The sequence below is a fragment of the Helcococcus ovis genome (genome assembly GCF_004524775.2).
Lineage (GTDB): Bacteria > Bacillota > Clostridia > Tissierellales > Peptoniphilaceae > Helcococcus > Helcococcus ovis.
The window spans coordinates 665,636-691,399 of the sequence record NZ_CP119081.1; the positions used below are offsets into that span (position 1 = coordinate 665,636).

Consider the following 25,764-nt stretch of genomic DNA (forward strand, 5'->3'; position numbering starts at 1 on the left):
TGCAACAGCCCTTTTTAAGTTTTTTACATTGTAATTGTAAAATCTGTACCTTTACCTAATTCAGAATTTACATCTATTTTAAATCCTAGTAGTTCAACATATGTCTTAGTTATCGCTAATCCTAATCCTTGACCACTTACTTTTGTATTTCTAACATTATCTACCCTGTAAAATCTTTCGAAAATATGAGGTAGATCATCTTTACTTATCCCAATTCCATTATCAGATATTGTTATAACATCTCGATTTGAAAATGATTGAAATATGATTTGAATTGTTCCATTTTCATTACTTGCTTTAATTGCATTTGATATTATATTTGCTACTACCTGTGTAAGTTTATCATAATCAGAATTTATTATTTTACTTTTATCAAAATTTTTAACTAATTTTATATTTTTTTCTTTCAGTAGAGGCTCAAAACTTGAAGATACGGTTTCTAATAAATTTACTATATCAAAATCTTCAATTTTTAACTCATTAAAGTTTTCTTTTTTATTAAATGTTATTTCCAAATTATCTATCATAGAACTAATTCTTCTAGTTTCAGATAAAAGCATTGAAATAGTTTCTTTATCTGCATCAATAATTTCATCTTTAATAGCTTCTAAATGAAGAATTAAATTTGTTATGGGAGTTCTTAATTCATGTGCTATATCATGGGAATAGTCAATTCTATATTGTTCTTGCATTTTTAAGGATTTTGATAAATAGTTTATATTATCAGATAACTCATCTAGTTCATATATATCATATTTTTTTTCAGAACTTACATATTTTTTCTCTATTAATTTTTTAGTTTTATCTTGAATTTCTTTTATAGGTATAGTGATATTTTTACTTAGTAGTACAATCAATATTGTTGCGATTATAATAGAAATAATGAAAATAACCACATACTGGGTAATTATATCTGATTGAAATACATTCATAATTTTATTGTAAGAATAAACATTGTCTATGTATGATACTTCTAATGTACCGGCAATTTCATTATTGGAATTTATTATATTATATGAAGATTTAACTATATCATTATTTTTTAGATTTTTATTATTTTTATAATCTAAATTGTCATATTGTAGTAAAAGTTTTTTTTCATTATTATAATATTTAATCAAAATTCCCTTATTTTTTGAATATAATTCCAATAGAAATGGATTTAAGCCATTTTGACTTTTTATTATTTCGGTAATATCATCTTTTATTTGATTAAATTCAGTTTGTCTTTGATTTCTAAGATAATATTTTAATGTATTATCAAATGTATATATTGATGTGAATGCTGAAATCATTAGAACAAAAATTAATAAAGAAATAAACGTAATATTTAATTTTTTACCTAGATTCATTAGTATCTCCAGCTTTATATCCTAATCCATATATTGTTTTAATATATATTGGATTTCTTGGATTATCTTCAATTTTTGCTCTAATATTTTTGATATGAGTATCAACAGCTCTGTCAAATGCATCATATTCATATCCAAATGCTATTTCAATTATTTCATTTCTTGTAAATGTTTTTGACGGGTTTTTGTATAATGTAAGAATAATCATTAACTCATTTTTTGTTAAAGCAACTTCCTCATTATTTTTTAATACTCTATTATTGGTTATATCAATTTTAAGTTTTCCATCATTTGTAGTTATAATTTCATTGTTATGTATAGTTTCAGTTCTTCTTAATACTGCTTTCACTCTCTCAACTAATTCTAATGCTGAAAAAGGTTTTCTAACATAGTCATCAGCACCTGATTTAAGTCCTTTAATTATGTCATCTTCATTTACTTTAGCTGTCACTAAAATTACAGGAATTTTAGAGGTTTCTCTAACTAATTCCAATACTTTTTCACCACTTAATTTAGGTATCATAAGATCTAAAATTATTAAATCAAAATTATTTTTATAAAATTTATCAATTGCTTCAGAACCATCTTGTGCAATTTCTGCATAAAATCCATTTTTTTCTAAATATGATTTTTCCATTCTTGCAATGCCGGGTTCGTCTTCAACTATTAGTATTTTGTATTTCATATTAACCTCCAATTTTATAAATTTAGCTGCTACATTTTGTAGCAGCTAAATAAAATTCTAAAAATCAAGAATAGACCTTCTTGTGTTTAAATTGTTTTCTTTTTGAGTTTCTTTTTGAGTTTCTTTATTATCTTCCGGATTTTGATCCGGTTTGTTATTAGTGGTTCCTTTTTTTATGTTTGTAGTTACTTTACCATCTTTTGTAGTTGTTTGGGTAATTACAGTACCATCCGGTTTTGTAGTTATTACTTCATTATCTCCATTTGGTTTAATTGTTGTAATAACAACACTTCCATCAGGGAGTTTTTTAACTTCAGGTTGTATTACTAGTGGTAAATTAGAATATTTTGTCGGTACTAAGTAAGCCCAATCTTGAGGAATAATATTATTGAATTCTCTAGGATTATATGGGATTGGTCTGTTTATAAATACTCTTTTTTCTACAATACCTAAAGGTGCATTATCAGCTGCAAGTAAATTATTTCTTTTATCTATATTTACCAATACATGAGCATTTGATACTTTTTTAGGTTCAGTACCTTTTTTAAAATATTCTGTATATACCATATTTCCTCTTGGGTCAAGAGCTGTATATTTCGATGGAAGTAATCCGTCAACTTTGCTTACTTTTACTTTTATAATATCTTTAGGTTTTTCAAATTTTTTAGCTTCCTTTCCATCTAGTAGTTTATTCATAAAATTACCGTAAAATGATGTCAAGTTTGCTGACTTACCGTACATGTGTAGATTATTATTATCAAAACCTATCCATGTAGCAGATGTATAATATGGATTAAAACCTGCAAACCAAAAATCCGCATTGTCATTATTTGTACCGGTTTTTCCTGCTGTATCAATACCATTTTTATTTAGTGCATCATTATGGTAATCAAAATCATTTACAATACCTTTTAGTACATCTGTAATTAAAAAATTTGTTTCTTTAGAAAATACTTTTATTGGTTTATATTCGTTTTTATAAATTAAACCAACTTTAGGTTTTTCAATTTTTGATATGATTGATGCAGGTATTCTTTCACCATTATTTGCAAATGTTTGATATGCATTTGCCATTTTGAATACACTAAATCCTTCAACTACTGAACCTATACCCATTGCAGGTCTTTCGTCATTCTCATTTGGATTTTCCTCCGCACTGACAAATGTATCTTTATCTGGATGTTCTTTATCTATTAATCCTAATTTTTCAAGATATGGTAATGATTTGCTTACACCTAAATCTTCTCCTAAGATTTTAACGGCAGGAGGGTTTAGTGATTCCTTTAATGCATCTCTTGTTGTTACAATACCTCTATAAATATTGTCGTAGTTAACAGGCCATGGTTGATTACCTATCAATTGATAAGGCGTGTCATCAACAGGAGTTGCTAATGTACGGCCTTCTTCAATAGCAGGTGCATAAACAGCTAGCGGTTTTATTGAAGATACAGGTTGTCTGAAGAAATTTGTAGCCCTATCAATTGTGTCATCTGTACTATTTCCTCTTTTAGCTACCATTGCTACTACCTCTGCTGTTTTACTATCTAATACAACTGTTGAAGATTGGGGTTGTACTGTACCATTTTTTTCAACTGAATAGTACTTTTTATTTATAACTAAATTGTCATTTTTAATATTGTAAAAATCTTTAACATTTTCAAAAAATTCTTTTTTTATCATAAATTTTTCGTCATTTATTTCTTTTAGATAATCATTTTTTATTTCTATATTTGAAATCCTAAATGTATATAATTGATTATCATCGCTTATTTTATAAAATGGTTTTATATATATACCATTATTAATTTTAGCTAGTCTTGATGATGAAAAAATTAAGTTTTTATCTTTATCAAATTCATACCATCCTGATGGGATATATAATTCTTCTTTGTCAGTTAAAAGATTTGACTTCTTATAATATAATTTATTTTTATCTGAATTTATAATATCTCCCAAATTATCGAATTTAATGTCTCCGAATAGGGGACCTCCATTTGTTTGATAGCTAAATATATTTGCAAAATCATTATAAGTTTCTTCTAATTTTTTTTGGGCATTCCAATCAATAGTAGTTGTTATGTCAAGACCACCGGTATAAAGAAGATTTTTTGCTTCTTCATATTTCATATCTTGAGTTTTCATTATAATGTCTATTGCTTGTGATTTAATTAGAGAAGAAATAGCGGTTGCGTATTGTTTATTCTCTTTTGAACCGGGTTTAACGCTTCCCAGCAAATCAAATTTTATTGCCTCATCATATTCTTTTTTAGTAATTTTGCCTAAATTATACATTTTTTTCAATGTGAAATTTTTTCTATCAAGTATTGAATCATTTAAAACTGCAACATATTCCACTCCTTGTAGTCTATATGTCCCAGCAGTTTTTGCATCCTTAGGCACATCAGCAGGACTATACGCATAAAATAGACTATAGTTTGATGGAGCTTGAACAATTGAAGCAATAGCAGCCGATTGAGCAATATTTAAATCTTTTGCAGACTTTGAAAAATAGGTTTGAGATGCCGCTTCAACACCATAAGAATTTTGTCCTAAGAATACTCTATTTAAGTATCCTTCAAGAATTTCATCTTTACTTATTTGTTTTTCAACACCTAATGCAAGATACATTTCCTGTATTTTTCTTTCCCAGCTTACTTCATTTGTTAAATAAACATTTTTTATAAGTTGTTGTGTAATTGTTGATCCACCTTGAGATATCCCGCCAGATGTAATATTTGTAAAAAATGATCTTATAACACTTTTCGGATCTACTCCTCTATGTGTTTCAAATCTTTCATCTTCTAAACTTATAAATGCATCTTTTAGAGATTTTGGTACATCTTTTATACTTATAATTTCTCTGTATTCATCAAACGCTATTGATTCAATTAAATTACCATCTCTATCTAAAATATTAGAATTTTGATTTAAATTTAATGAAATATTTTTAGGATTGATTTTTGGAGAATTTTCAGCAACTTTAATTATTGAAACTCCAAGCATCGCTCCAACTGTAATCACTAGTATTCCTATAACTAATACAAATAATAAAATAATTTGCACTATTATTTTTAACATAGATGTAGGAATATCAGATATTTTTTTCTTCATATTTTACTCCTTGGAAATTTAACATATTTATATTAAATTCTTGTGTTTAAATATTTTCTATTATATTATAACATAATACCCGAATAATTAAAATATACACATTCTTACTTATTTGTTATAATGAATTAAGGTGGTTAAAATGAAAAAAGAAAAAGTAATAATAGTTGATGTAAACTTAAACAATAAATATACAGAAAGTCAATTAGAATCAAGAATTTTTGAGTTAAAAGAGCTAGTAAGGGCTTCAAATTCTGAGTTTGTAGCAAGTGTAGTACAAAATTTAAAAGAAATTAATTCTAAATATTATATTGGATCCGGTAAAGCACAAGAATTAGCAGAAATGGTTCAAAATCTTGAAATAGATACAGTTATTTTTAATAATGAGCTTACTGGCTCCCAAATGAAAAATCTTGAAGATGTGATTAATAAAAAAATTGTAGATAGAACGGGATTAATTTTAGATATATTTGCAACTAGAGCTAGAACTAATGAATCTAAGCTTCAGATTAAACTTGCACAATTAGAGTATAGATTGCCTAGATTAGTCGGATTTAGAAATTATCTTTCTAGAGAAGGTGCAGGTATTGGGACAAGAGGACCCGGGGAACAAAAACTTGAAATAGATAGAAGATCGGTTCAAATGGAAATAAATTCCATAAAGAATAAATTAAAAAATATAGAAAATAAACGTATTGTAGAAAAGAGAAAAAGATTAAATTCCAGTATACCGATAGTTTCTTTAATTGGTTATTCAAATGCTGGGAAATCAACGTTATTAAATACAATAAGTGAAAAATATGCAGAGAATGTAAAAAAAGTATATTCAGATGATTTATTATTTGCAACTTTAGATACATCTGCAAGAAAAATTAAATTGTTAAATGGTAAAGATATTATAATCACTGATACTGTAGGATTTATTTCTGATTTACCTACAAAATTGGTAGAATCTTTTAAATCTACTTTAGAGGAAGTAAGAGATTCTAATTTAGTTTTAATTGTTGTTGATGCATCAAATTATGATTATGAAATACAGATTAAAGCGACAGAAGATATATTGGCAGATATGGATTTGATCGGAAAAAATATTTTATATGTCTTTAATAAAATGGATAAAAATCCTGATTTTAGGTTTTATAAAAAAGTTGATAATGAAATTTACATTTCTGCAATGGATGAAAATGATATAGAAAGATTAATTAAAAAGATAGAAAATCTATTATTTGGAGATTATTCAATTTATGAAGTTTTTGTATCCTATTCAGATTATGATAAAATAAAAAAACTAGTTCCTTTTTCATTAAAAAAAGACGAAAAGTTTGAAGCAGATGGAATTAAAACTTATTTATTATTAGATGATAATATGAAAATAAAATATAGAAAGTTTATTAAAAATGAAGTATAAAGAATATAAATCAATTTTAAATGAATATTCAAGTGAAATAGAAATAAATAGATCTAGATTTATTTCTAATATAAAATATTGTGAAACAGAAGAAGAATCTTTAGCTTTTATTGAAAAAATAAGTAAAAAGTATAGAGATGCTACTCATAATTGTACAGCATATATAAATGGTAATATCTCAAATATACAAAGGTATAATGATGATGGTGAACCTCAGGGAACAGCAGGTATACCTATGCTGGAAGTATTAAAAAAAGAAGAGTTAACTAATTTGTGTGTAGTGGTTACAAGATATTTTGGTGGTAAAAAACTTGGAGCATCAGGTCTTATAAGAGCATATGGAGGTGCTGTTTCAGATGTTTTAAGGGTTTCAGAAATTATAGAATTTAAAAATTATTATAAAGTTAAACTTGTATTTGATTATAATTTTTTAGGAAAAATTGATAATTATATAGGAGAACAAAACTTTTACATTAAGCAAAGAGATTATTTAGAAAAAATAGAAAATATAATGTATATAAGTGTTTTGAAATATCAAAAATTTAAGGAACAATTATTTGAAATTACAAGTGCAAATATTGATATTAAAATAATTGATGAAGTATTATTAAAAGTTAGAAATGGAGAAATTATAGACTTATGAGTATTTTTTGTAAAAAATATGCTAAATTAATAACAGTTTTATTTTCTTTTTCTTTAATATTATTTTTACTTACACTTTCAATAAATATCGGTTCAGAAGATTTTAATTTTTACAAAAATTTTTCTATTGAACATAATTTGAAAAATCAAGTTGGAGTAAGTCAAGATAATTTAGAGAAAATGTATAAAAGTTTGCAGGGACAAATAAAAACCGGGGATGAAAAAGAAATTAAACAATATTTTAACGATAGAGAAGTTTCACACATGAAAGATGTGTATAAATTGTTTAATCTTAATAGAAATATTAATAGGATTATGATGGTAATAGTTATAATTAGTTCCACTTTAGTTTATTACAATAAAGAAGACAAAGTACAGAATTCAAAATATATAATAAATTATTTACTAATTATATTAGTCGGATTTTTAATATTAGGTGGTATAGTTTATTTTAATTTTGAATCTTCATTTATTAAATTTCATGAATTATTTTTTAATAATGATTTATGGTTATTGAATCCTGAAACAGATATAATGATAAGGATGTTACCACAGGAATTTTTTATGAGTATTGCATTTAAGATTTTTTCGATATTTATTTTGTTTATGGGTATAGTAATAGCAAGTTTGATAATTTTTATTTTTGTAAAGAAAAGAGGTAAAAGAAATGTTTCAGTATAATGGAAGTAGGGTAGCATTTTCGTTTCTAGGGATAGATGTATACTGGTATGGTGTGCTTATTGTTACAGGAATGATATTAGCAGTATATCTTGTAAGTAGAGAATTAAAACGATTGGGAGAGAATCCGGATTTAATATATGATATAGCAATTTGGGTGTTACCAGCGTCTATAATAGGAGCTAGGTTATATTATGTTATTTTTGAATTTGGAAGATATGATAATATTTGGGAAATGATTAATGTTAGAGATGGTGGATTAGCAATACATGGAGGAGTAATAGCCGCCGTATTAGTAGGATTTATTTATAGTAAAATTAAAAGAATCAATTTCTTTAAGGTTTCTGATTTAGTTGCAATTTTTATGCCATTAGCTCAAGCTATTGGTAGATGGGGAAATTTTATAAATAACGAAGCACATGGGGGACCAACTAATGCACCTTGGGCTCTTATAATTGATGGACAAAAATATCATCCGACATTTTTTTATGAGTCACTTGGAAATTTTTTAATATTTTTGGGATTATTTATTTATTATAGAAAAAAATCTCCAAATACAGGGAAACTTACAGCATTGTATATGATTTTTTACGGAATATTAAGATTTTTTGTTGAGTCTTTAAGAACCGATAGTTTATGGTGGGGACCAATAAGAGTTGCTCAATTGGTATCAATTTTTGGAATTATCACAGGGGTAATTATAATTTATTTTGCAAATAAAAATAAGTTTTATTCAGAAGATTTTTATAATATTAAAAATATTTAACATTTAAGTTTTTTAAATAGAATACTATATATAGTATTCTATTTTTTTTATTACATTACATTGTGTGTTGAAATAAATAAAAAAAATTTTTTAAAAAAAAATTAAAGGAAAAATATAAAAAAAAGATAAAAAAATTTTTTATCTTTTTTTTTATATTTAAAATCTTGTAATTTACACTAAAATAGGATAGAATATAAGCAAGTGGAGAGTAAGTGGAATAAAGTGGTAGAAAGTGGTGAAAGTTATGTATATAGGAGAATATACACATTCAATAGATGACAAAGGTAGAGTTATAATGCCTTCTAAGTTTAGAGAAGAGCTTGGTGTGAAATTTTATGTCACAAAAGGCATGGAAGGTTGTATCTTCGTATATGATGAAGTTGAATGGAAAAGACTTGAAGAAAAAACAAAAAACTTAAAACTTACCTCAAAAAAAGCAAGACAGTTCGAAAGATTATTTTATGCACCTGCTAGAGAATTAGAGTTTGATAAACAAGGACGTTTTGTAATACCACAGAATTTAAGAGATTATGCAAAAATAGAAAAAGAAGCATCAATAATCGGTGTATCTTCTAGGATTGAAATTTGGGATAAAAATAAATATGAAGAGTATATTAGTGGTTCAGAAATGGATTATGATTCAATAACAGAAGATTTTGAAGATTTAGATATATAGGATGAGGGACTATGAAATTCAATCACGAACCTGTATTGTTAAAAGAAACAATAGAGGCATTAAATATTAAAGAAAATGGAATATATGTTGATTGTACAGTTGGTGGAGCTGGTCATTCTATCGAAATTTTAAAAAGAATGGGTAGTGAAGGAAGACTTGTTGCTATCGATCAAGATGAAGAAGCACTTTTAGCTGCGTCTAATAGGTTACAAGGATATAAAAATCAAGTTTATTTTATAAAATGCAATTATGCTTATTTAGGTAAAATTCTTGACGAATTATCAATCGATAAGGTCGATGGAGTTTTAATGGATATAGGAGTATCTTCTCATCAACTTGATGAAAAAGAAAGAGGGTTTTCATACCATCAAGATGCTGAATTAGATATGAGAATGGATAAAGACCAAGAATTGACAGCTAGATATATAGTAAATAATTACGATAAAGATGATCTTGAAAAAATATTTTGGCAATATGGTGAAGAAAAATGGGGAATGAGAATTGCTGAATTCATAATTGAAGCAAGAAAAGATAGAGAGATAGTTACTACTTTTGATTTGGTTGAAATTATTAAAGCAGCAGTTCCGAAAAAAGCAAGGGTAGATAAACATCCTGCAAAAAAAATATTTCAAGCATTAAGAATTGAAGTAAATAAGGAGTTAGATGTTTTAGAAACAGGGATACAGTCAGCAGTTGAAAGATTAAAGCAAGGTGGAAGGTTAGCTATCATAACTTTTCATTCATTAGAAGATAGAATTGTGAAAAATAATTTTAAGGAATTATCAAGAGGATGTACATGTCCTTCAGAATTTCCTGTATGTGTATGTAATAGAAAAGAAATAATTAAAGTTATAAATAAAAGACCTATTACAGCAACTGAAGAAGAATTAAAAAATAATAATAGATCAAGATCTGCAAAACTAAGAGTTTGTGAAAAATTATAGAGGCTAATATGGAAAATTTAAGAGAATTAAAAGTAAATAGTATGACTACCTCTATAAGAAGGGTTAGAGTAAAATCAAAACGTAAAGTAAAAATAAATTTTGAAACATTAAAATATAATATGATGTTTATAAATGTAATATTTTCTGTTGTTTTGTTTTTTATCTTAATTGCAGGATATTCAGAAATGGTACACATAAGTAGTAATAACTTGGTAATGCAAAGTAAACTTGATGCATTAGAAGTAGATCAAAATTCCTTAAAAAATATAGCTGCTCCATTACAAAATAAAAAAAGAATAGAAGCAATTGCTAAATCAAGACTGGATATGATATATCCAAATAAAGACAATATTGTTAAAGTTGATAGCATGGGAAGTGATAAAAAATTAGTATTAAGTGATTTTGATTTGAAAAGAAAATCAAATAGTAATACAAATTCAATTTTATCAATTATAACAAATATATTTAGATGAGGTTTTGATGAAGAAAAAAGCTAATGAAAAAATGCTGAAAAATTTTGAAAATACAGATGCGAAAATGTATTATTTCTTAATAGTTTTAGCATTTTTTGTTTTTATATATATTATAAGATTTTATATGTTGCAAATTGTAGATATTAATGATTATAAAATTAAAGGTCAGAATATAGTAAAAGTAGGGAGTGTTATCAATTCAGCAAGAGGATCAATATTGGATAGAAATGGCAAGGAACTTGCAATTACACAAAAAATTGATTCTTTATATATGCTTCCTGTTACAACGAAAGAGAAAAGCGAAAAAGCAGAAAAAATTATTTCAGATAGCAAGAAGTTTAATTCATTAAGTAGTGATAAACAAAAAGAAATAAAAAAACAAGCTTCTATTTCTATTTATAGGCCTGAAGAAATTGAAAAAATTTCAAATATTTTAGGTATTTCAAAAAAAATAATAGACTATAATATTAAAAATAGCAAAGAGGGGTACATTTACGATGGATTAAATAAAATTCAAAAGGAAAAGATTGAAGAGTTAAATTTGAATTATCTAAAGATTGTGCAATTAGATAAAAGACTATATCCTAATAATAATATTTTATCTAGTACTTTAGGATTTACAGAAAATAATGTCGGAGAATATGGATTGGAAAAATATTATGATAAGGTTCTTTCCGGTGAATTAGGTTATAAAGAGTTTTATAAGGCGTTACATGGAACAGAAATACCATTTTATAGCGGAAGCACTCTGGAAGCAAAAGAGTCTAGAAATATTGTAACTACAATAAATTTAGATTTACAAAAGATACTTTATAAATATACTAAAGAAGCAATGATTTCTACAAAATCACTTTCTGCTACAGCGGTATTAATGAATCCAAATAATGGAGAGGTATTGGCTATGGAGTCATTTCCATCTTTTAATCCTAATAGCCCAAGAATGTTAAATTCGGATATCGATAAGTTATTTTTAAGTAATTTAGATAAATCAAAAGAATCTGAATATTTGATATCAAGATGGAATAATAATGCTGTATCTATGAGATATGATCCGGGTTCTGTATATAAAGTAATAACCACATCTATTGCACTTGAGGCAGATAATGAAATAAAAAATAAAATATATGATGACAATGGATATTATGAAATAGCACCTGGAGTAATTATACGTAGTTGGAGATATTGGGATCCTCATGGTCAACAAAATTTAAGAGAAGCACTAAAGAATTCGTCCAATCCTGTGTTTGTTCAAGTTGCGAAAGATATAGGAAAGCAAAGATATATTGATTATGGGCAATCTTTTAGGTTTGGACATAAAACAGGAATAGATTTACCAAATGAAATTGATGGTTTTTTCCCTAATTCGCCTGCTATATCAGATGTTGATTTTGGAATAATGAGTTATGGACACTATGTAAATGTTAATCCAACACAATTATTAAGTTCTATTAACACAACTGTTAATGGAGGCAAATACTATAAACCCCATTTATTAAAAAAAATACAAAATAAAAATAATCAAGATATTTATGAAAATAAAGAAGAATATTTAGGAAAAACAATTTCGGAAACAACATCGAAAGAGGTAAGAGAATATTTAGAATATACTGCGGATAGTTATGGATTAAATACTGAAAAAGTTAAATTTGGAGCTAAAACAGGTACAACGGTAAAATATACTAATGATAATATTTTTAATCATGATAATGAAAAATATGAATCAGTTTATGCATCAATTTTTATGGCATATCCATCAGATAAACCAAAATACACACTTTTATTAGTTTTAAATGAACCGCTGACAAGTCAATTGTCATCTGATACTGCAGTACCTTTTGCAAATAAAATTATGAAAGATGTAGTATCATATGATTCCGGAGATTCTAATAAATTGAAAAAAGTTAATAGTTTTGTAAAAATACCAAATGTAATTGGATTATCTTTTGAAGAGGCTAGCGCACTATTAGATAAGAATAATGTGAAAGCTACTACTAATCAAGAGATGGGAAGATTTCATATTATAAAGGAGCAAAATCCCTCGGCTGACGGATTATTAAAAAAAGATGATTATTTAAGATTAGATTTTGATAGCAAAATAAAAGTTCCTGATTTAATAGGAAGAAATGTAAGAAATATTGGAGAATACTTAAAATTAAATAAAATAAATTATATAATAAATGGAAAGGGAAGCACTATAAAATCTCAATCAGTAAAACCAGGAGAAATTATAGATGATCAACAAATTATAAAATTAGAAACAGAATAGGAGAAGTTTATGAAAGAAATTTTATTGATGATGCTATCTATAGTGTTATCAACATTATTTGTATGGGGATTAATTCCCATTTTAAGAAAAATGAAAGCAGGACAACCAATTAGAGAAGAAGGTAATAAAGAACATTATAAAAAAGCAGGTACGCCAACCATGGGTGGTTTAGCATTTCTTGCCGCATTTCTAATTATTTCTTTAGCATTTAATTATAATTTGAATGTTTTGTTTGTAGTTTTAGGCACATTATTTTTTGGATTGATTGGATTTATTGATGATTTTGAAAAAATTGTGAAAAAACATAATTTAGGACTAAATGAAAAACAAAAATTAATATTACAATTTGGAATTTCTTTTATATTAATTTTATTAATGTATGTATTATTGGATACTAAGATGTATATGCTAAATATACCATTTATAACAAATGGTATAAACATTAGCGTTTTAGTTATACCAATCTTAATGTTTATAATGGTCGGTACAGTTAATGCCGTAAATTTAACTGATGGATTAGACGGGTTATTATCTTCAGTTTCTATTCCTGTTTATATTGGAATTTATTTCTTAGCCAGAGTTAGTCATCCAAATGTTGCAATAAGTGCATTAATTTTTGCGGGAGTTCTTTTAGGATTTTTAGTATTTAATTCAAATCCATGTTCTGTAATGATGGGGGATACTGGTTCGATGGCGATTGGTGGTTCAATAGTGGTTATGATGTTTATTATTAATAAACCAATATATTTAATTTTTATTGGAGGTATCTATTTTATTGAAGCACTATCAGTTATTATACAGGTGCTATATTTTAAGAAAACAGGTGGAAAGAGAATATTTAGAATGAGCCCAATTCATCATCATTTTGAATTAGGGGGACATAAAGAAACTAAAATAGTTGCAAGTTTTATGGTTGTAAGTGTTTTATTAACATTATTTACATTGTATATTGTTTAAGGAAGAAGTATGGATATTAAAGATAAAAAAGTTATCGTATTTGGACTTGGAGTTACAGGTAAGTCATCAATAAGAGCGTTATCAAAATTGGGTGCTAAAGTATATATATATGACGATAGGAAATATGAAGAATATAAAGATACATTAAATGATTTAAAAGAATATGAGTATCAAATAATTGAAAATAAAGATGAAATAGAATGGGAAGAAATAGAATTTATATTAAAAAGTCCGGGAATTAAACTGGACAATAAATTTATATTATTGGCTTTAGAAAAAAATATAAAAGTTTATTCCGACATAGAAGTAGCATATCAACTATGGGGAGGAGATAATTTAATTTCTGTTACAGGTACAAATGGTAAAACTACAACCACCGCAATGATAAGTCATATACTTAATAAATGTGGAATAAAATCTAAAGTTGTTGGGAATATTGGTGTAGGAATTTTATGGGAAATCTTACAAAATGGATTAGATTATAAATATGTTTTAGAGTTATCAAGTTTTCAATTATCCAGTATTGATAAATTTAGATCAAAAGTATCTATTATTACAAATATTAGTGAAGATCATACAGATTGGCATGGAACATTTGATAATTATAAAGAATCTAAATATACAATTTTTAAAAATGTATTAAAAAATGATGTTGTTATTCTAAATAAAGATGATATTTACTTAAAAAATTTAAATATAAACAGTGATAATATATTGTATTTTTCATTGAAAAATGATGCGGATGCGTATTTAAATAATAATGATATTGTAGTTTTAGATAATAAATTTAATAAAGATAAAATACATTTAGTTGGAAATCACAATATTGCAAATACTTTAGCTGCGTGTTTGGCTATATCAAATTTATATATACCATTTAATAAAATCGTTGATTCAATCAGTACTTTTAATGCTATTGAACATAGAATTGAATTTGTAAAAGAAATTAACGGCGTAAAATATTTTAATGATTCAAAAGGAACTAATATAGATTCAACAAAAGTTGCATTAGATGGATTTGAATCCAATGTTATATTAATTGGTGGCGGATATGATAAACATGTTGAATTTGATACATTATTCAATTGTAATAAAAATATAAAATTATTAATTTTATATGGTGAAACAAAATATAAAATGGAAAAATCAGCTAAGAAATGTAATATTAAAAATATTGAAATAGTAAATGATTTAGAGCAAGCTGTAAATCTTGCATATAATTATGCGGTAAATGGAGATACTGTATTATTTTCTCCTGCAAATGCAAGTTGGGATATGTATAACAGCTATGAAGAAAGAGGGAAACATTTTAAGGAATTGGTATTAAAATATGCAAAGTAAAGTAAAAGCATTGTTTAATGGTTTAAGAAAATTTAATACTAAATATTTTAATTCTGATGCATCAAAACATAGTTCCAATTCGTTTATTATTATATTTCTTTCAATTTTGAGTATATCTGGTTTAATTATTTTATTGAGTGCAAGTTCGTATTTGACAATAAAGTATGAAAGTAGCAGATTTTTCTATGTTATTAGGCAAGCTGTTTTTACTATTATTGGATTTATTGTTATGATAATATTTTCTAAAATTGATTATAATTTTTATAAAAAATATGGAGGAATGTTTTATATAATATCCATAATACTATTAATATTATGTTATGTGCCATTTATATCATCACCAATAAATGGTGCTAAAAGAGCAATAAAAATATTTATAACATTCATGCCGTCAGATGTTGCTAAGTTGTTTGTGTTGATAGCTTTATCAAAACTATTAATCACTAATTATAAAGAAAATGATGAGTGGAAAAATGGATTTTTCAAAATTATGATATTCATTTTTATTCCATTTATATTGATTTTTTTTCAGACAGATTTATCTACATCGCTTGTATTACTTTTTGCATGTTTATCAGTATATTTTATATATGGATTTAACAAAAAATTTCTTTTGGTTTTAATACCGGGAATTTTAGTTTCTGTCTTATCTTTAAAGTTTATACTTAAACCTTATCAAATTGACAGGTTAATTGCATTTTTAAATCCGGAAGCATATTATGATGATATTTCTTGGCAAGTATTAAATGGATTGTTTGGATTTTCAAGAGGCGGTGTATTTGGTGTAGGGTTTGGTAAAGGGATATATAAGCATGGATATTTATCAAATGAAGTAATAAATGACATGATATTTTCTGTAGTAGGTGAAGAATTTGGATTTATTGGTGCAATTGCAATATTACTATTAGTATTTATAATTACATATTTAGTAATAAGAGAAGCTATGAAGTCTAAAGATATATATGCAAAATTATTATGTTTTGGTATAGGAATGGTTTATTTTTTTCAATCAATGATTAATATTGGTGTTACAATAAGTTTAGTTCCAAACACAGGCATTACACTTCCTTTTATATCTAATGGGGGTACATCGCTTATAGCATTTTTTGCAATGTTTGGTGTGGTATTAAATATTTCCAGACAAAATAAGTATTTAGAAAAAAATGAAAATAATAAAAATAAAAAAAATGTTTAAAAAATATTAATATATTGTTATACTAATAGTAATAGCATAAAATTTTGTAAAAAATATATGATAATTTATTTGGAGGGTTAAATGAGTAATTTTGATATAGAAGTTAACAACACAGGTTTAGCTAAAATTAAAGTAATCGGTGTTGGTGGCGGTGGTAATAATGCCATCAGTAGAATGAAAGAGTCAGGTTTGGTTGGTGTTGAATTCGTTGCGATTAATACGGATAAACAAATTTTAGATGCAATTAATAGTGATGTTACATTACAAATTGGCACAAAATTAACCAAAGGTTTAGGTTCCGGTGGAAATCCTGAAGTGGGTGAAAAGGCTGCTGAGGAAAGTAAACAAGAAATCGCTCAAGTATTACAAGGATCGGATATGGTATTTGTAACTGCCGGTATGGGTGGCGGGACAGGTACAGGGGCAGCACCAATCGTTGCACAAGTTGCTAAGGAGATGGGGATTTTAACTGTTTCTGTTGTAACAAAACCATTCCTATTTGAGGGAAGAAATAGACAATTACAAGCTGAAGCTGGTATTGAAAGATTAAAGAAAAATGTTGATACATTAATTGTTGTACCAAACGATAGATTGCTACAAATTGCTGAAAAAAGAACAACAATGATTGAAGCATTTAAGATGGCTGATAAAGTATTATTAGATGGTATTAAAGGTATTTCAGATTTAATTGCAGTTCCAAACATAATTAACTTAGATTTTGCTGACGTTCAATCAGTTATGAAAGAACAAGGTGTTGCTCATATGGGTATTGGGTATGCAACAGGAGAAAATAGAGCTGTTGAGGCCGCAAAAGCTGCTATTAAATCACCATTATTGGAAACATCTATTGATGGTGCTAAAGCAGTATTGATAAATGTTACATCATCTGATTTAGGAATTATGGAGGTTCAAGAAGCTTCAGAATTAATTAGAGAACACGTAGATAAAGATGCAAATATTATATTTGGTGCCGGATATGATGATTCATTAAAAGATGAAATTAAGATTACAGTTATAGGTACAGGTTTTGATAATAAGAGAATTATTTCCTCAAATACATCAAGTACAGCATCTGCTAGAAAAGATGATAATAAAGGATTTGCGATACCAGATTTTTTAAAATAAGATAGGATAAATAAATGAAGTGTCCATATTGCGGTTTTCTTGATTCAAAAGTTATCGATTCTAGACCAACGGATGGAAATGAGTGTATTAGACGTAGAAGAGTTTGTATAAAATGTGAAAAAAGATTTACTACCTATGAAAGAGTAGAAGATCAAACCATTGTTGTAATCAAAAAAGATGATACAAGAGAACCATTTTCAAGAACAAAATTACTTAATAGCTTAATAAAATCATGTGAAAAAAGACCAATTAAGGTTGAAGTTTTAGAAGATGCTGTTGATGAAATAGAAAAAGAAATAAATTATTTAAATCAAAAAGAAGTTACATCTGCTTATATTGGAGATTTAGTTATGGATAAATTAAAAACTATAGATAAAGTTGCATATGTAAGATTTGCTTCTGTTTATAGAGAATTTGCAGATGTTCAATCTTTTGCAGATGAAATAGAGAATTTAAGAGAATAATTTAATTTAACTGCTGCAAAACATGTTTTGTAGCAGTTTTTAGGTATTACTTAGTAAATGGAGAATTAGATGGATGATAATCTAGATTTTTTTGATATTAATAAAAATGAACAATTGAGTACAAATAGACCAATGGCTGCTAGACTAAGACCAAACTCTATTGATGATTTTATTGGACAAGAACATTTAATAGGAAAAGATAAGCCATTATATCGTATGATAAAAGCTGATAAATTATCTTCTATGATATTTTATGGACCTCCGGGAACTGGTAAAACAACATTAGCGTATATAATAGCGAAAAGTACAAAAATGGATTTTGTTGAGTTATCAGCTACATCTGCGGGAGTTAAAGATATAAAAAATGTTATAGAAAGAGCAGAGAATAATTTATCATTGTATTCTATTAGAACATTATTATTTATAGATGAAATTCATAGGTTTAATAAATCGCAGCAAGACACACTGTTACCACACGTTGAAAGTGGGTTGATAACTTTAATAGGTGCTACTACGGAAAATCCATATTTTGAAGTAAATAAAGCTTTGATTTCTAGAGCACATATTTTAACTTTAGAAAGATTTAAAGATAATGATTTAAGAAAATTGATAAATAATGCTATAAATGATAAAAAAAATGGATTTGGTAATTTGAATATTGAAATAACAGATGAAGCTATTGATTATTTAATAATGACATCATCAGGAGATGCAAGACAATTATTAAACAATCTTGAAATTTCAGTGCTTTCAACCGATTCAATTGATGGTAAAATATTTTTAGACTTAAAAGTTTTACAAGATACAGTTATAAAAAAAGCAGCGATATATGATAAATCGGCTGATGAACATTATGATACTATATCTGCTTTTATAAAGTCAATGCGAGGCTCAGACCCGGATGCTTCGTTATATTATTTAGCTAAAATGTTAGTAGCTGGAGAGGACATAAAATTTATTGCAAGACGTATTTTAATTTTTGCAGCCGAAGATATTGGTGTTTCAGATCCAAATGCAATTAATATTGCTAACTCCACATTTCAAGCTATAAATGCTGTAGGGATGCCTGAAGCAAGGATTATTTTATCAAATGCTGTTATATATATGGCATTAGCACCTAAATCTAACTCTGCATATTTAGCTATAGATAAGGCGATAGATTTTGTTAAAAACGGAAAGCATTATAATGTTCCGACGCATTTACGTGATTCACATTATAAAGACGCTCATAAGTTAGGAAGAGGAGAAAGATACAAATATCCTCATAATTATGATTTGGGATATGTAAATCAAACATATCTTCCACAAGAAATTCGTGATATAATATTTTATGAAAATAAAAAAATAGGATATGAAAAATCCATAAATGATAGATTAAATAAAATTAAGGAGAGACATAATAATGGAAATTAAAGAGCTATTTAAAAGCTATAAAGATTATGTAAACAAAGAAGTTGAAATACACGGTTGGATAAAAAAATCAAGAGAATCAAAAACAATTGGTTTCTTAGAAATAAATGATGGATCGTTTTTTAATAATGTTCAAGTAATCGTAAATAGTGATTTATCAAATTTTAAGGAAATATTCTCATTAGGCATTTATGCTGCGGTTAATGTAAAAGGTGTTTTGGTTGAACCGGAAAATGCAAAACAAGATTTTGAAATTCAAGCAACAGAAATAGAAATTTTAAATGACTCTGATAAGGATTATCCATTACAAAATAAGAGACATACATTTGAGTTTTTAAGAACATTACCTTCGTTAAGAGCAAGGACTAATGCTTTTAATGCAGTATTTAGAGTAAGAAGTGAATTAGCATTTGCTATTCATAAATTTTTTAATGAAAGAGGATTTGTATACATTCATACTCCATTAATAACAGCTTCAGATGCTGAAGGTGCAGGGGAAATGTTTAGAGTAACGACATTAGATTTAAATAATCCTCCAAGAGATGAAGAAGGTAAGGTAGATAATTCAAAAGATTTCTTCGGTGCATTATCAAACCTTACAGTTAGTGGTCAACTTGAAGTTGAAGGTTTTGCTATGGCTTACTCAAAAGTTTATACTTTTGGGCCAACATTTAGAGCGGAAAACTCAAATACTCCACGTCATGCTGCTGAATTTTGGATGATTGAACCTGAAATAGCATTTGCTGAATTAAAAGATGTTATGGAAGTTGCAGAAGATATGGTTAAATATATAGTTAAATATGTGATGGAAAAATTACCTGAAGAAATGAATTTATTTGACCAATTCGTTGAAAAAGGTATTAAAGAAAGACTTACAAAACTTGTAAATTCTGAATTTAAGAAAGTAACATACACAGAAGCGGTTGAACTTTTACAAAACTCAGGTAAGAAATTTGAATATCCGGTTAAATGGGGTTCTGATTTACAAACAGAACATGAAAGATATTTGACAGAAGAGGTATTTAATGGCCCTGTTTTTGTTACAGATTATCCAAAAGATATTAAATCATTCTATATGAAATTAAATGATGACAAAAAGACGGTTGCTGCAATGGATATGTTAGTTCCGGGGGTTGGAGAATTAATTGGTGGATCTGAAAGAGAAAATGATTTAGAAACATTATTACAATTAATGGAAGAAAAAGGTATTAACGCAGAAGATTATAAATGGTATTCAGACTTAAGAAGATTCGGTGGGGTAAAGCACGGTGGATTTGGATTAGGTTTTGAAAGAATGGTTATGTACATGACAGGTATGAAAAATATTAGAGATGTTTTACCATATCCAAGAACAGTACACAGCATGAAAGAAGTTAAATAGTAAGTAAGGAGCTGTTGCAAAATAACTAAAAATGTTATTTTGTAATAGCTTTTTCTTTTTAAGAGACTGTAATAAATTTTGTGTATGAAAATCTTTCTGATTAAGGTAATATAAACTTAATCAGAAGGATTTTTTTATGGGAAGAAAAAAACAAAAACAGCAAAAAGTAGATTAGCAAAATAATTAATAGAGTCATACGATATAAAAACTGCACAAGATATACAAGAAGCATTAAAAGACTTGCTAGGAGAAACAATAGAAAGCGTGTTAAAAGCAGAAATTGATGAGCATTTGGATTATGAATATGGACAAACACCACTTTCAATAAATACAAGAAATGGAAGTAGTAAAAAAACAGTTAAATCCAGCATTGGAAAACTAGAAATAAATATACCAAGAGATAGAGATGCAAGTTTTGAGCCACAAATATTGAAAAAATACGATAAAGATATTTCAAATATTGAAGCACAAATAATATCAATGTATTCTAAAGGTATGACAACAAGAGATATTTCATCACACATTAAAGATATATATGGTTTTGGAGTATCAGCAGGACTTGTAAGCAGCATTACAAATAAAATATTACCAACTATTGATGAGTGGCAAAATAGACCTTTAGATAAGGTTTATCCTTTTGTATTCATAGATGCAATACACTATCATGTAAGAGAAAATGGTCTAATAGTAAAAAAAGCTGTATACATAGCTTTAGGATATAACATAAATGGTTTTAAGGAAATATTAGGAATGTGGATTGGAGAAAATGAAACATCTAAATATTGGCTAATGGTTCTAAATCAAATGAAAGATAGAGGTTTGGAAGATATTTTAATAATATCAAGTGATAATTTACCAGGAATAAGTCAAGCAATAGAAGCAGTATTTCCAAAAACAGAAATACAAAAATGTATAATTCATCAAATAAGAAATTCAACAAAATTTGTATCATATAAAGATTTAAAAGACTTAATGAAAGACTTAAAAATGGTATACCAAGCAAAAAATGAGAAAACAGCATTACAAAATTTGGAAAACTTTGAAGAAAAATGGGCAAAGAAATATCCTGGATGTGTAAAAAGTTGGAAGAATAATTGGGCTGAACTTTCAACATATTTTAAGTATCCAAAAGATATAAGAAGATTAATATATACAACAAACTCAATAGAGAATTTTAATAGACAGTTAAGAAAAGTAACTAAAAATAAAGCAATATTTACAAATGATTATGCACTAGCTAAAAGTCTGTATTTAGCAATGGTAGATGCATCAAATAAATGGACAAGTAGAATGAATCAATGGGATTTAATAATATCTCAATTATCTATTTATTTTGAAGGTAGAATTTAATTTTCTTTGTTGAAGAATAAACAAAACCAAAGGCAAAGTCAAGGGTTCGCTTCGCCGAAAATTCGCCCTTGACTGTGTCTTTGGTTTTGTATACCTAAAATTAGGAAAATTAAATTTGATAAATTTAAAATTTTATGTAACAATCAAATTGAAAAATAAAATATCTGATCAGAATTAATTTTTCAAAAATATCAATATATCTTAATCAGTAATAGACTGATACACAAAATTATTTACATAACCGTAGAACCTATTAATTAAATATTAGCGTGACAATATAAGGCTCTTCTTTTTTTTCAAGATTTTTCCATTTAAATATTATTTTTTTATTATTTATTTCTTTATTATTAATAATATATTGTTGCAATTCACTGGAATATCCATCACGTCTCTCTGCTTCTTTTATATCTAATTCTATTTGATTATATTCTTTAAGTATATTATCATTTTCTATCTCTAATTTCCATGCATGCGTTGGATATAATTTAGGTAATATAATTTTAGTATAACTCTTTGAAGATTTTTTAACATTAAGCTCTATATTATCACCTAATCCATCATATCCAAAATTTTTTAATCCATAAGACTTATTATCTATTAAAATCACTTTATTAGGATAACCTTTTTTATCAGTTGGAAATATATAAAAACTTTCTTTATTACAGGAAACTAATATAAATATGCAAGATATTATAACTACACTTTTTAGAATTCTATTGTATATACCCATGCGTTTGAACCTCCCCCTAAAGAATAATAAAAATTATTATTTTTTAAAGTTACACTTTTCTTTACACCACCATTTGGTTCTAATAATATAAGAACTCTATCACCACCATAATTAGGTATCCATCTTTGGTATCCTATTAAACCTACTGAATGCCCCTTTAATCTTATATGCATAGGCTTATTTCTATCAATATTCCATGCAACAGTGTTAAACCCTATTACACCTTTATGTGTTGGATATAGTCCCCAATGATTGTATGCTTTCTTCATATTTGCCCAATTTCCGCCCTGTTCAGGATTATTTGGAAATACATATTCTGCAATTCGTTTTGCCGTTAAAGAATAATTCTTGTAATAGTTAATCATTGCAGCTGTAGTTGCTGCCCAACACCAAGGATGATTCCCTTGATCAACACCTTTAACATTTAAAGTTTTTCCTTCATAAGGACTTATTGATGAAAATAAAGATATATCTCTTGGATTATAATTAAACATCGAAATATTATTAATTCCAACATTGTGAGTATTCATTTTTTTAGTTAAATCTGTTAAAGATAATTTATTTTTATTTTTCAAGTCAACTGAATCATTTTTTGATAAAAATTTTTCATTATGTTCATTTTCATATATTTCATACAATTTAATGTTATTTTCTCCATCATATGCTTTCAAATTTATACCATCTGTTAATAATATAAATTCCTTTGATTTTAATTGCATATTTTTTAATAATATTTCTAAATTTTCTGAAAAAGATTTGGATAATGAAGATAAATAGTTAAATTTATCACCATATACTTCAAGTATTAATACTATTTTAGAGTTTCTTATTATAGGAAAACATGTAGAATTAGTATTCTTTATTACATTATATATTTTAAATGGAGTTCCTAATATATAATCAGAAACATTTCCTTTTATTTCTTGAGCATCAATTAATGCTATTAAATGCTTTTGAAATATACTTTCGGCATATTTTTTTATATCATACTCAATATTTTCAGTAATTATATATGACTTATTATCATCATTTTCTATAGCAATCACTTTTCCAATACTTATGTTAAAAAAAATAATGGAAAAAATTAATATTAAACTTAATATTTTTTTTAATGAATTTTTTATAGTCATAGATATCTCCTTTTTATTCATACATTATAATTATATAAATTTTAGTTAAATGTTATCGATAATCCAAAAATATCTCCATTACTATATCTGCTAGGATATAATTGAGTATTAATACTAAACATTTTTCACCTCCTCTTTAATATTATTTTTTTTATATTATTTATGTCATTATAACATATAATTTTTATATATATCAATAAAGATTAATAAATTTAATATCATAAAATGTATAAAAGATGGAATATTTGGAATATTAAATTTATTGATTATTTATGGTAAAATAAATCAAACGGATAAATAAGATAAATATATTTATAAACTTATAAATCAATGTTCTAAAATATATTCTCCTTCTCCAAGTTTTTATTTTGGAAGTGCAGGATTTTTGTATACATATCTAAATTTATATGAGTATACGAAAGATAATAATTTTATTGAAAATGCTAATTTATATTACAATGATACATTAATTACATTAAAAGATAATAAATTTTACAATCCTAATTTAAAAATTAATTTAGATAATTTTTTAGAAGGAAAATATGGCATTTATTGTGTGTTAAAAATGTTTGAAGATGGAATAGTTTTTAATATATTTCCGTTTATATAGGAGAAAACATGAAATTTAATAAAAAATTACAAATAAATTATTTTAATGAAGCGCTATTATTAGCTAATTATCTATTTAATAATGATGAATCATTTGATACTGAAATATTTGATGAAAATGAAAAATATGTAATTAATAAAAAACAACTAGATTCAGAATTTAATCAATTGGAAGAATTTTTAATTAAAATTAGGAAGAAAGGTAGAAAATTAATAAAAGAAAATTCAGAATTTGAAAATTTATTTTACATCTATAAAGAAGAAAATAATCCAAATATCATGTATATGATGATTTATTCAAATTTAAAAACTAGTATATTAGAATATAATAATGATGAATTAAGTAAACTATTTAATAAAATGTTTATTTCAAACATGGAGTCTCAAGGATTTAATTATGAAGATAATAATATGATTAAATTTATTGATGAAATCAGCATTTTTAATGATAAGCAAAAATATGCAATACTTAAATTTATGAATAATATAAATGGTATGTTTGATAGATTTATAGATTTTATTGAAAAATTAGAAAATATTATTAAAGAATATATAAAAATTATTGAATATAAACTTTTAGATTTTGATTTAGATTTTGATGAAATAACTAAATTTAAGGATTTTAACATAATTAAAGACACAGATGTTTACAAACAAATTAAAGAAATTGATTTGAAAATTTTTATACAATTAAATCAATTGCTTGCCTTTAGTGTGGAGGAAAAAAATAAAAAAATATTAGGAACATTCTTCTTGGGATATATTCCATTATTGAAAAAAATGCATTTAAGAGATGAGCAAACTGAGCAAGATATTTATAATAAATTATGTGCTATCTCTGATGAAAAACGATTTGAACTATTAAATATTTTATCTAATGGTAAAAAATATGGTAAAGAGTTATCTGATTTACTTGGAATAAGTACTGGTACGGTAAGTCATCACATAACAAGTTTAATGGAAAATAATTTAATTAATTCAGAAATCGATGGCAAAAAAATATATTACACAATTAATAAAAAATCAATTGAAAGTATTATTAAATACTTACAAGAGATAATAGAGAGATAAATT

23 protein-coding genes are annotated in these 25,764 nt (G+C 26.0%); 18 read left to right on the forward strand and 5 right to left on the reverse strand.

Features of this window, described 5'->3' with window-relative positions:
• Positions 1 to 23: 23 nt before the first annotated feature.
• Genes EQF90_RS03100 through EQF90_RS03110 form a run of 3 tightly spaced genes read right to left on the reverse strand, consistent with a single transcriptional unit; the run spans position 24 to position 5,148 of the window.
• On the reverse strand, positions 24 to 1,352 hold the full coding sequence (locus EQF90_RS03100; protein ID WP_134711722.1) for a sensor histidine kinase: 1,329 nt from the start codon (positions 1,350 to 1,352) through the stop codon (positions 24 to 26).
• Positions 1,339 to 2,037 carry a response regulator transcription factor gene (locus EQF90_RS03105; protein ID WP_134711723.1) on the reverse strand — a complete coding sequence of 233 codons (699 nt, stop codon included), beginning with the start codon at positions 2,035 to 2,037 and terminating at the stop codon, positions 1,339 to 1,341. Before EQF90_RS03105 ends, EQF90_RS03100 begins: the two co-directional genes overlap by 14 nt.
• Positions 2,038 to 2,094: 57 nt before the next feature.
• Entirely contained in the window at positions 2,095 to 5,148 is a 3,054-nt protein-coding gene (locus tag EQF90_RS03110; protein ID WP_134711724.1) for a transglycosylase domain-containing protein, read from the reverse strand.
• 139 nt (positions 5,149 to 5,287) lie between these two features.
• On the opposite strand from EQF90_RS03110, the gene hflX reads away from it, so the two are divergent.
• From hflX to EQF90_RS03190, 16 genes are all read left to right on the forward strand, one after another.
• Positions 5,288 to 6,553 carry a GTPase HflX gene (gene hflX / locus EQF90_RS03115; RefSeq protein WP_134711725.1) on the forward strand — a complete coding sequence of 422 codons (1,266 nt, stop codon included), beginning with the start codon at positions 5,288 to 5,290 and terminating at the stop codon, positions 6,551 to 6,553.
• On the forward strand, positions 6,543 to 7,196 hold the full coding sequence (locus EQF90_RS03120) for a YigZ family protein (RefSeq protein ID WP_134711726.1): 654 nt from the start codon (positions 6,543 to 6,545) through the stop codon (positions 7,194 to 7,196). The genes hflX and EQF90_RS03120 overlap by 11 nt, the downstream gene beginning before the upstream one ends.
• On the forward strand, positions 7,193 to 7,876 hold the full coding sequence (locus EQF90_RS03125; RefSeq protein WP_134711727.1) for a TIGR01906 family membrane protein: 684 nt from the start codon (positions 7,193 to 7,195) through the stop codon (positions 7,874 to 7,876). The genes EQF90_RS03120 and EQF90_RS03125 overlap by 4 nt, the downstream gene beginning before the upstream one ends.
• Entirely contained in the window at positions 7,863 to 8,639 is a 777-nt protein-coding gene (lgt, locus tag EQF90_RS03130; RefSeq protein WP_134711728.1) for a prolipoprotein diacylglyceryl transferase, read from the forward strand. Before EQF90_RS03125 ends, lgt begins: the two co-directional genes overlap by 14 nt.
• A gap of 244 nt (positions 8,640 to 8,883) precedes the next feature.
• Positions 8,884 to 9,315, forward strand: a complete 432-nt coding sequence (mraZ, locus tag EQF90_RS03135) for a division/cell wall cluster transcriptional repressor MraZ (RefSeq protein WP_134711729.1) — start codon at positions 8,884 to 8,886, stop codon at positions 9,313 to 9,315.
• Positions 9,316 to 9,326: 11 nt separating this feature from the next.
• Positions 9,327 to 10,259 carry a 16S rRNA (cytosine(1402)-N(4))-methyltransferase RsmH gene (gene rsmH, locus EQF90_RS03140; RefSeq protein WP_134711730.1) on the forward strand — a complete coding sequence of 311 codons (933 nt, stop codon included), beginning with the start codon at positions 9,327 to 9,329 and terminating at the stop codon, positions 10,257 to 10,259.
• 8 nt (positions 10,260 to 10,267) lie between these two features.
• Positions 10,268 to 10,732, forward strand: a complete 465-nt coding sequence (locus EQF90_RS03145) for a septum formation initiator family protein (protein WP_134711731.1) — start codon at positions 10,268 to 10,270, stop codon at positions 10,730 to 10,732.
• Positions 10,733 to 10,739: 7 nt separating this feature from the next.
• Entirely contained in the window at positions 10,740 to 12,998 is a 2,259-nt protein-coding gene (locus EQF90_RS03150; RefSeq protein WP_134711732.1) for a penicillin-binding transpeptidase domain-containing protein, read from the forward strand.
• 9 nt (positions 12,999 to 13,007) lie between these two features.
• Complete coding sequence (gene mraY, locus EQF90_RS03155; RefSeq protein ID WP_134711733.1) at positions 13,008 to 13,955, forward strand: phospho-N-acetylmuramoyl-pentapeptide-transferase; 948 nt, start codon at positions 13,008 to 13,010, stop codon at positions 13,953 to 13,955.
• 9 nt (positions 13,956 to 13,964) lie between these two features.
• Positions 13,965 to 15,296 carry a UDP-N-acetylmuramoyl-L-alanine--D-glutamate ligase gene (murD, locus tag EQF90_RS03160; protein WP_134711734.1) on the forward strand — a complete coding sequence of 444 codons (1,332 nt, stop codon included), beginning with the start codon at positions 13,965 to 13,967 and terminating at the stop codon, positions 15,294 to 15,296.
• Positions 15,286 to 16,491, forward strand: coding sequence for an FtsW/RodA/SpoVE family cell cycle protein (locus tag EQF90_RS03165; protein ID WP_134711735.1), 1,206 nt, complete (start codon positions 15,286 to 15,288; stop codon positions 16,489 to 16,491). The genes murD and EQF90_RS03165 overlap by 11 nt, the downstream gene beginning before the upstream one ends.
• A gap of 81 nt (positions 16,492 to 16,572) precedes the next feature.
• Positions 16,573 to 17,616 (forward strand): cell division protein FtsZ, encoded by a 1,044-nt coding sequence (gene ftsZ, locus EQF90_RS03170; protein ID WP_134711736.1) that lies wholly within the window; start codon positions 16,573 to 16,575, stop codon positions 17,614 to 17,616.
• A 14-nt stretch (positions 17,617 to 17,630) separates the two neighbouring features.
• Positions 17,631 to 18,080, forward strand: coding sequence for a transcriptional regulator NrdR (gene nrdR / locus EQF90_RS03175; RefSeq protein ID WP_134711737.1), 450 nt, complete (start codon positions 17,631 to 17,633; stop codon positions 18,078 to 18,080).
• A gap of 69 nt (positions 18,081 to 18,149) precedes the next feature.
• Entirely contained in the window at positions 18,150 to 19,493 is a 1,344-nt protein-coding gene (locus EQF90_RS03180; RefSeq protein WP_134711738.1) for a replication-associated recombination protein A, read from the forward strand.
• Positions 19,480 to 20,871: an asparagine--tRNA ligase gene (gene asnS, locus EQF90_RS03185; RefSeq protein WP_280633469.1), complete on the forward strand. Its 1,392-nt coding sequence runs from the start codon at positions 19,480 to 19,482 to the stop codon at positions 20,869 to 20,871. Before EQF90_RS03180 ends, asnS begins: the two co-directional genes overlap by 14 nt.
• Before the next feature lie 186 nt (positions 20,872 to 21,057).
• Positions 21,058 to 22,221, forward strand: coding sequence for an IS256 family transposase (locus EQF90_RS03190; protein ID WP_330167167.1), 1,164 nt, complete (start codon positions 21,058 to 21,060; stop codon positions 22,219 to 22,221).
• Between the two features lie 253 nt (positions 22,222 to 22,474).
• On the opposite strand, the gene EQF90_RS03195 is transcribed toward EQF90_RS03190, so the two are convergent.
• Positions 22,475 to 22,951 carry a hypothetical protein gene (locus tag EQF90_RS03195; protein ID WP_134711566.1) on the reverse strand — a complete coding sequence of 159 codons (477 nt, stop codon included), beginning with the start codon at positions 22,949 to 22,951 and terminating at the stop codon, positions 22,475 to 22,477.
• Positions 22,927 to 24,081 carry a papain-like cysteine protease family protein gene (locus EQF90_RS03200; protein WP_167604075.1) on the reverse strand — a complete coding sequence of 385 codons (1,155 nt, stop codon included), beginning with the start codon at positions 24,079 to 24,081 and terminating at the stop codon, positions 22,927 to 22,929. The genes EQF90_RS03195 and EQF90_RS03200 overlap by 25 nt, the downstream gene beginning before the upstream one ends.
• A gap of 310 nt (positions 24,082 to 24,391) precedes the next feature.
• On the opposite strand from EQF90_RS03200, the gene EQF90_RS03205 reads away from it, so the two are divergent.
• Complete coding sequence (locus tag EQF90_RS03205) at positions 24,392 to 24,691, forward strand: hypothetical protein (protein ID WP_134711568.1); 300 nt, start codon at positions 24,392 to 24,394, stop codon at positions 24,689 to 24,691.
• An 8-nt stretch (positions 24,692 to 24,699) separates the two neighbouring features.
• The gene (locus tag EQF90_RS03210) at positions 24,700 to 25,761 is read left to right on the forward strand and encodes an ArsR/SmtB family transcription factor (RefSeq protein ID WP_134711569.1); all 1,062 of its coding nucleotides are present in this window, start codon (positions 24,700 to 24,702) and stop codon (positions 25,759 to 25,761) included.
• Positions 25,762 to 25,764 lie beyond the last annotated feature (3 nt).

What these genes read in the sequence shown, in the direction of transcription:
- mraY (WP_134711733.1), top strand. Translation starts at nt 13,008, where the DNA reads ATGAAAGAAATTTTATTGATGATGCTATCTATAGTGTTATCAACATTA.
- EQF90_RS03150 (WP_134711732.1), top strand. Translation starts at nt 10,740, where the DNA reads ATGAAGAAAAAAGCTAATGAAAAAATGCTGAAAAATTTTGAAAATACA.
- EQF90_RS03120 (WP_134711726.1), top strand. Translation starts at nt 6,543, where the DNA reads ATGAAGTATAAAGAATATAAATCAATTTTAAATGAATATTCAAGTGAA.
- lgt (WP_134711728.1), top strand. Translation starts at nt 7,863, where the DNA reads ATGTTTCAGTATAATGGAAGTAGGGTAGCATTTTCGTTTCTAGGGATA.
- EQF90_RS03110 (WP_134711724.1), bottom strand. Translation starts at nt 5,148, where the DNA reads ATGAAGAAAAAAATATCTGATATTCCTACATCTATGTTAAAAATAATA.
- EQF90_RS03180 (WP_134711738.1), top strand. Translation starts at nt 18,150, where the DNA reads ATGGATGATAATCTAGATTTTTTTGATATTAATAAAAATGAACAATTG.
- EQF90_RS03105 (WP_134711723.1), bottom strand. Translation starts at nt 2,037, where the DNA reads ATGAAATACAAAATACTAATAGTTGAAGACGAACCCGGCATTGCAAGA.
- murD (WP_134711734.1), top strand. Translation starts at nt 13,965, where the DNA reads ATGGATATTAAAGATAAAAAAGTTATCGTATTTGGACTTGGAGTTACA.
- EQF90_RS03100 (WP_134711722.1), bottom strand. Translation starts at nt 1,352, where the DNA reads ATGAATCTAGGTAAAAAATTAAATATTACGTTTATTTCTTTATTAATT.
- nrdR (WP_134711737.1), top strand. Translation starts at nt 17,631, where the DNA reads ATGAAGTGTCCATATTGCGGTTTTCTTGATTCAAAAGTTATCGATTCT.
- EQF90_RS03210 (WP_134711569.1), top strand. Translation starts at nt 24,700, where the DNA reads ATGAAATTTAATAAAAAATTACAAATAAATTATTTTAATGAAGCGCTA.
- EQF90_RS03165 (WP_134711735.1), top strand. Translation starts at nt 15,286, where the DNA reads ATGCAAAGTAAAGTAAAAGCATTGTTTAATGGTTTAAGAAAATTTAAT.
- EQF90_RS03145 (WP_134711731.1), top strand. Translation starts at nt 10,268, where the DNA reads ATGGAAAATTTAAGAGAATTAAAAGTAAATAGTATGACTACCTCTATA.
- rsmH (WP_134711730.1), top strand. Translation starts at nt 9,327, where the DNA reads ATGAAATTCAATCACGAACCTGTATTGTTAAAAGAAACAATAGAGGCA.
- EQF90_RS03195 (WP_134711566.1), bottom strand. Translation starts at nt 22,951, where the DNA reads ATGGGTATATACAATAGAATTCTAAAAAGTGTAGTTATAATATCTTGC.
- mraZ (WP_134711729.1), top strand. Translation starts at nt 8,884, where the DNA reads ATGTATATAGGAGAATATACACATTCAATAGATGACAAAGGTAGAGTT.
- EQF90_RS03200 (WP_167604075.1), bottom strand. Translation starts at nt 24,081, where the DNA reads ATGACTATAAAAAATTCATTAAAAAAAATATTAAGTTTAATATTAATT.
- EQF90_RS03125 (WP_134711727.1), top strand. Translation starts at nt 7,193, where the DNA reads ATGAGTATTTTTTGTAAAAAATATGCTAAATTAATAACAGTTTTATTT.
- ftsZ (WP_134711736.1), top strand. Translation starts at nt 16,573, where the DNA reads ATGAGTAATTTTGATATAGAAGTTAACAACACAGGTTTAGCTAAAATT.
- hflX (WP_134711725.1), top strand. Translation starts at nt 5,288, where the DNA reads ATGAAAAAAGAAAAAGTAATAATAGTTGATGTAAACTTAAACAATAAA.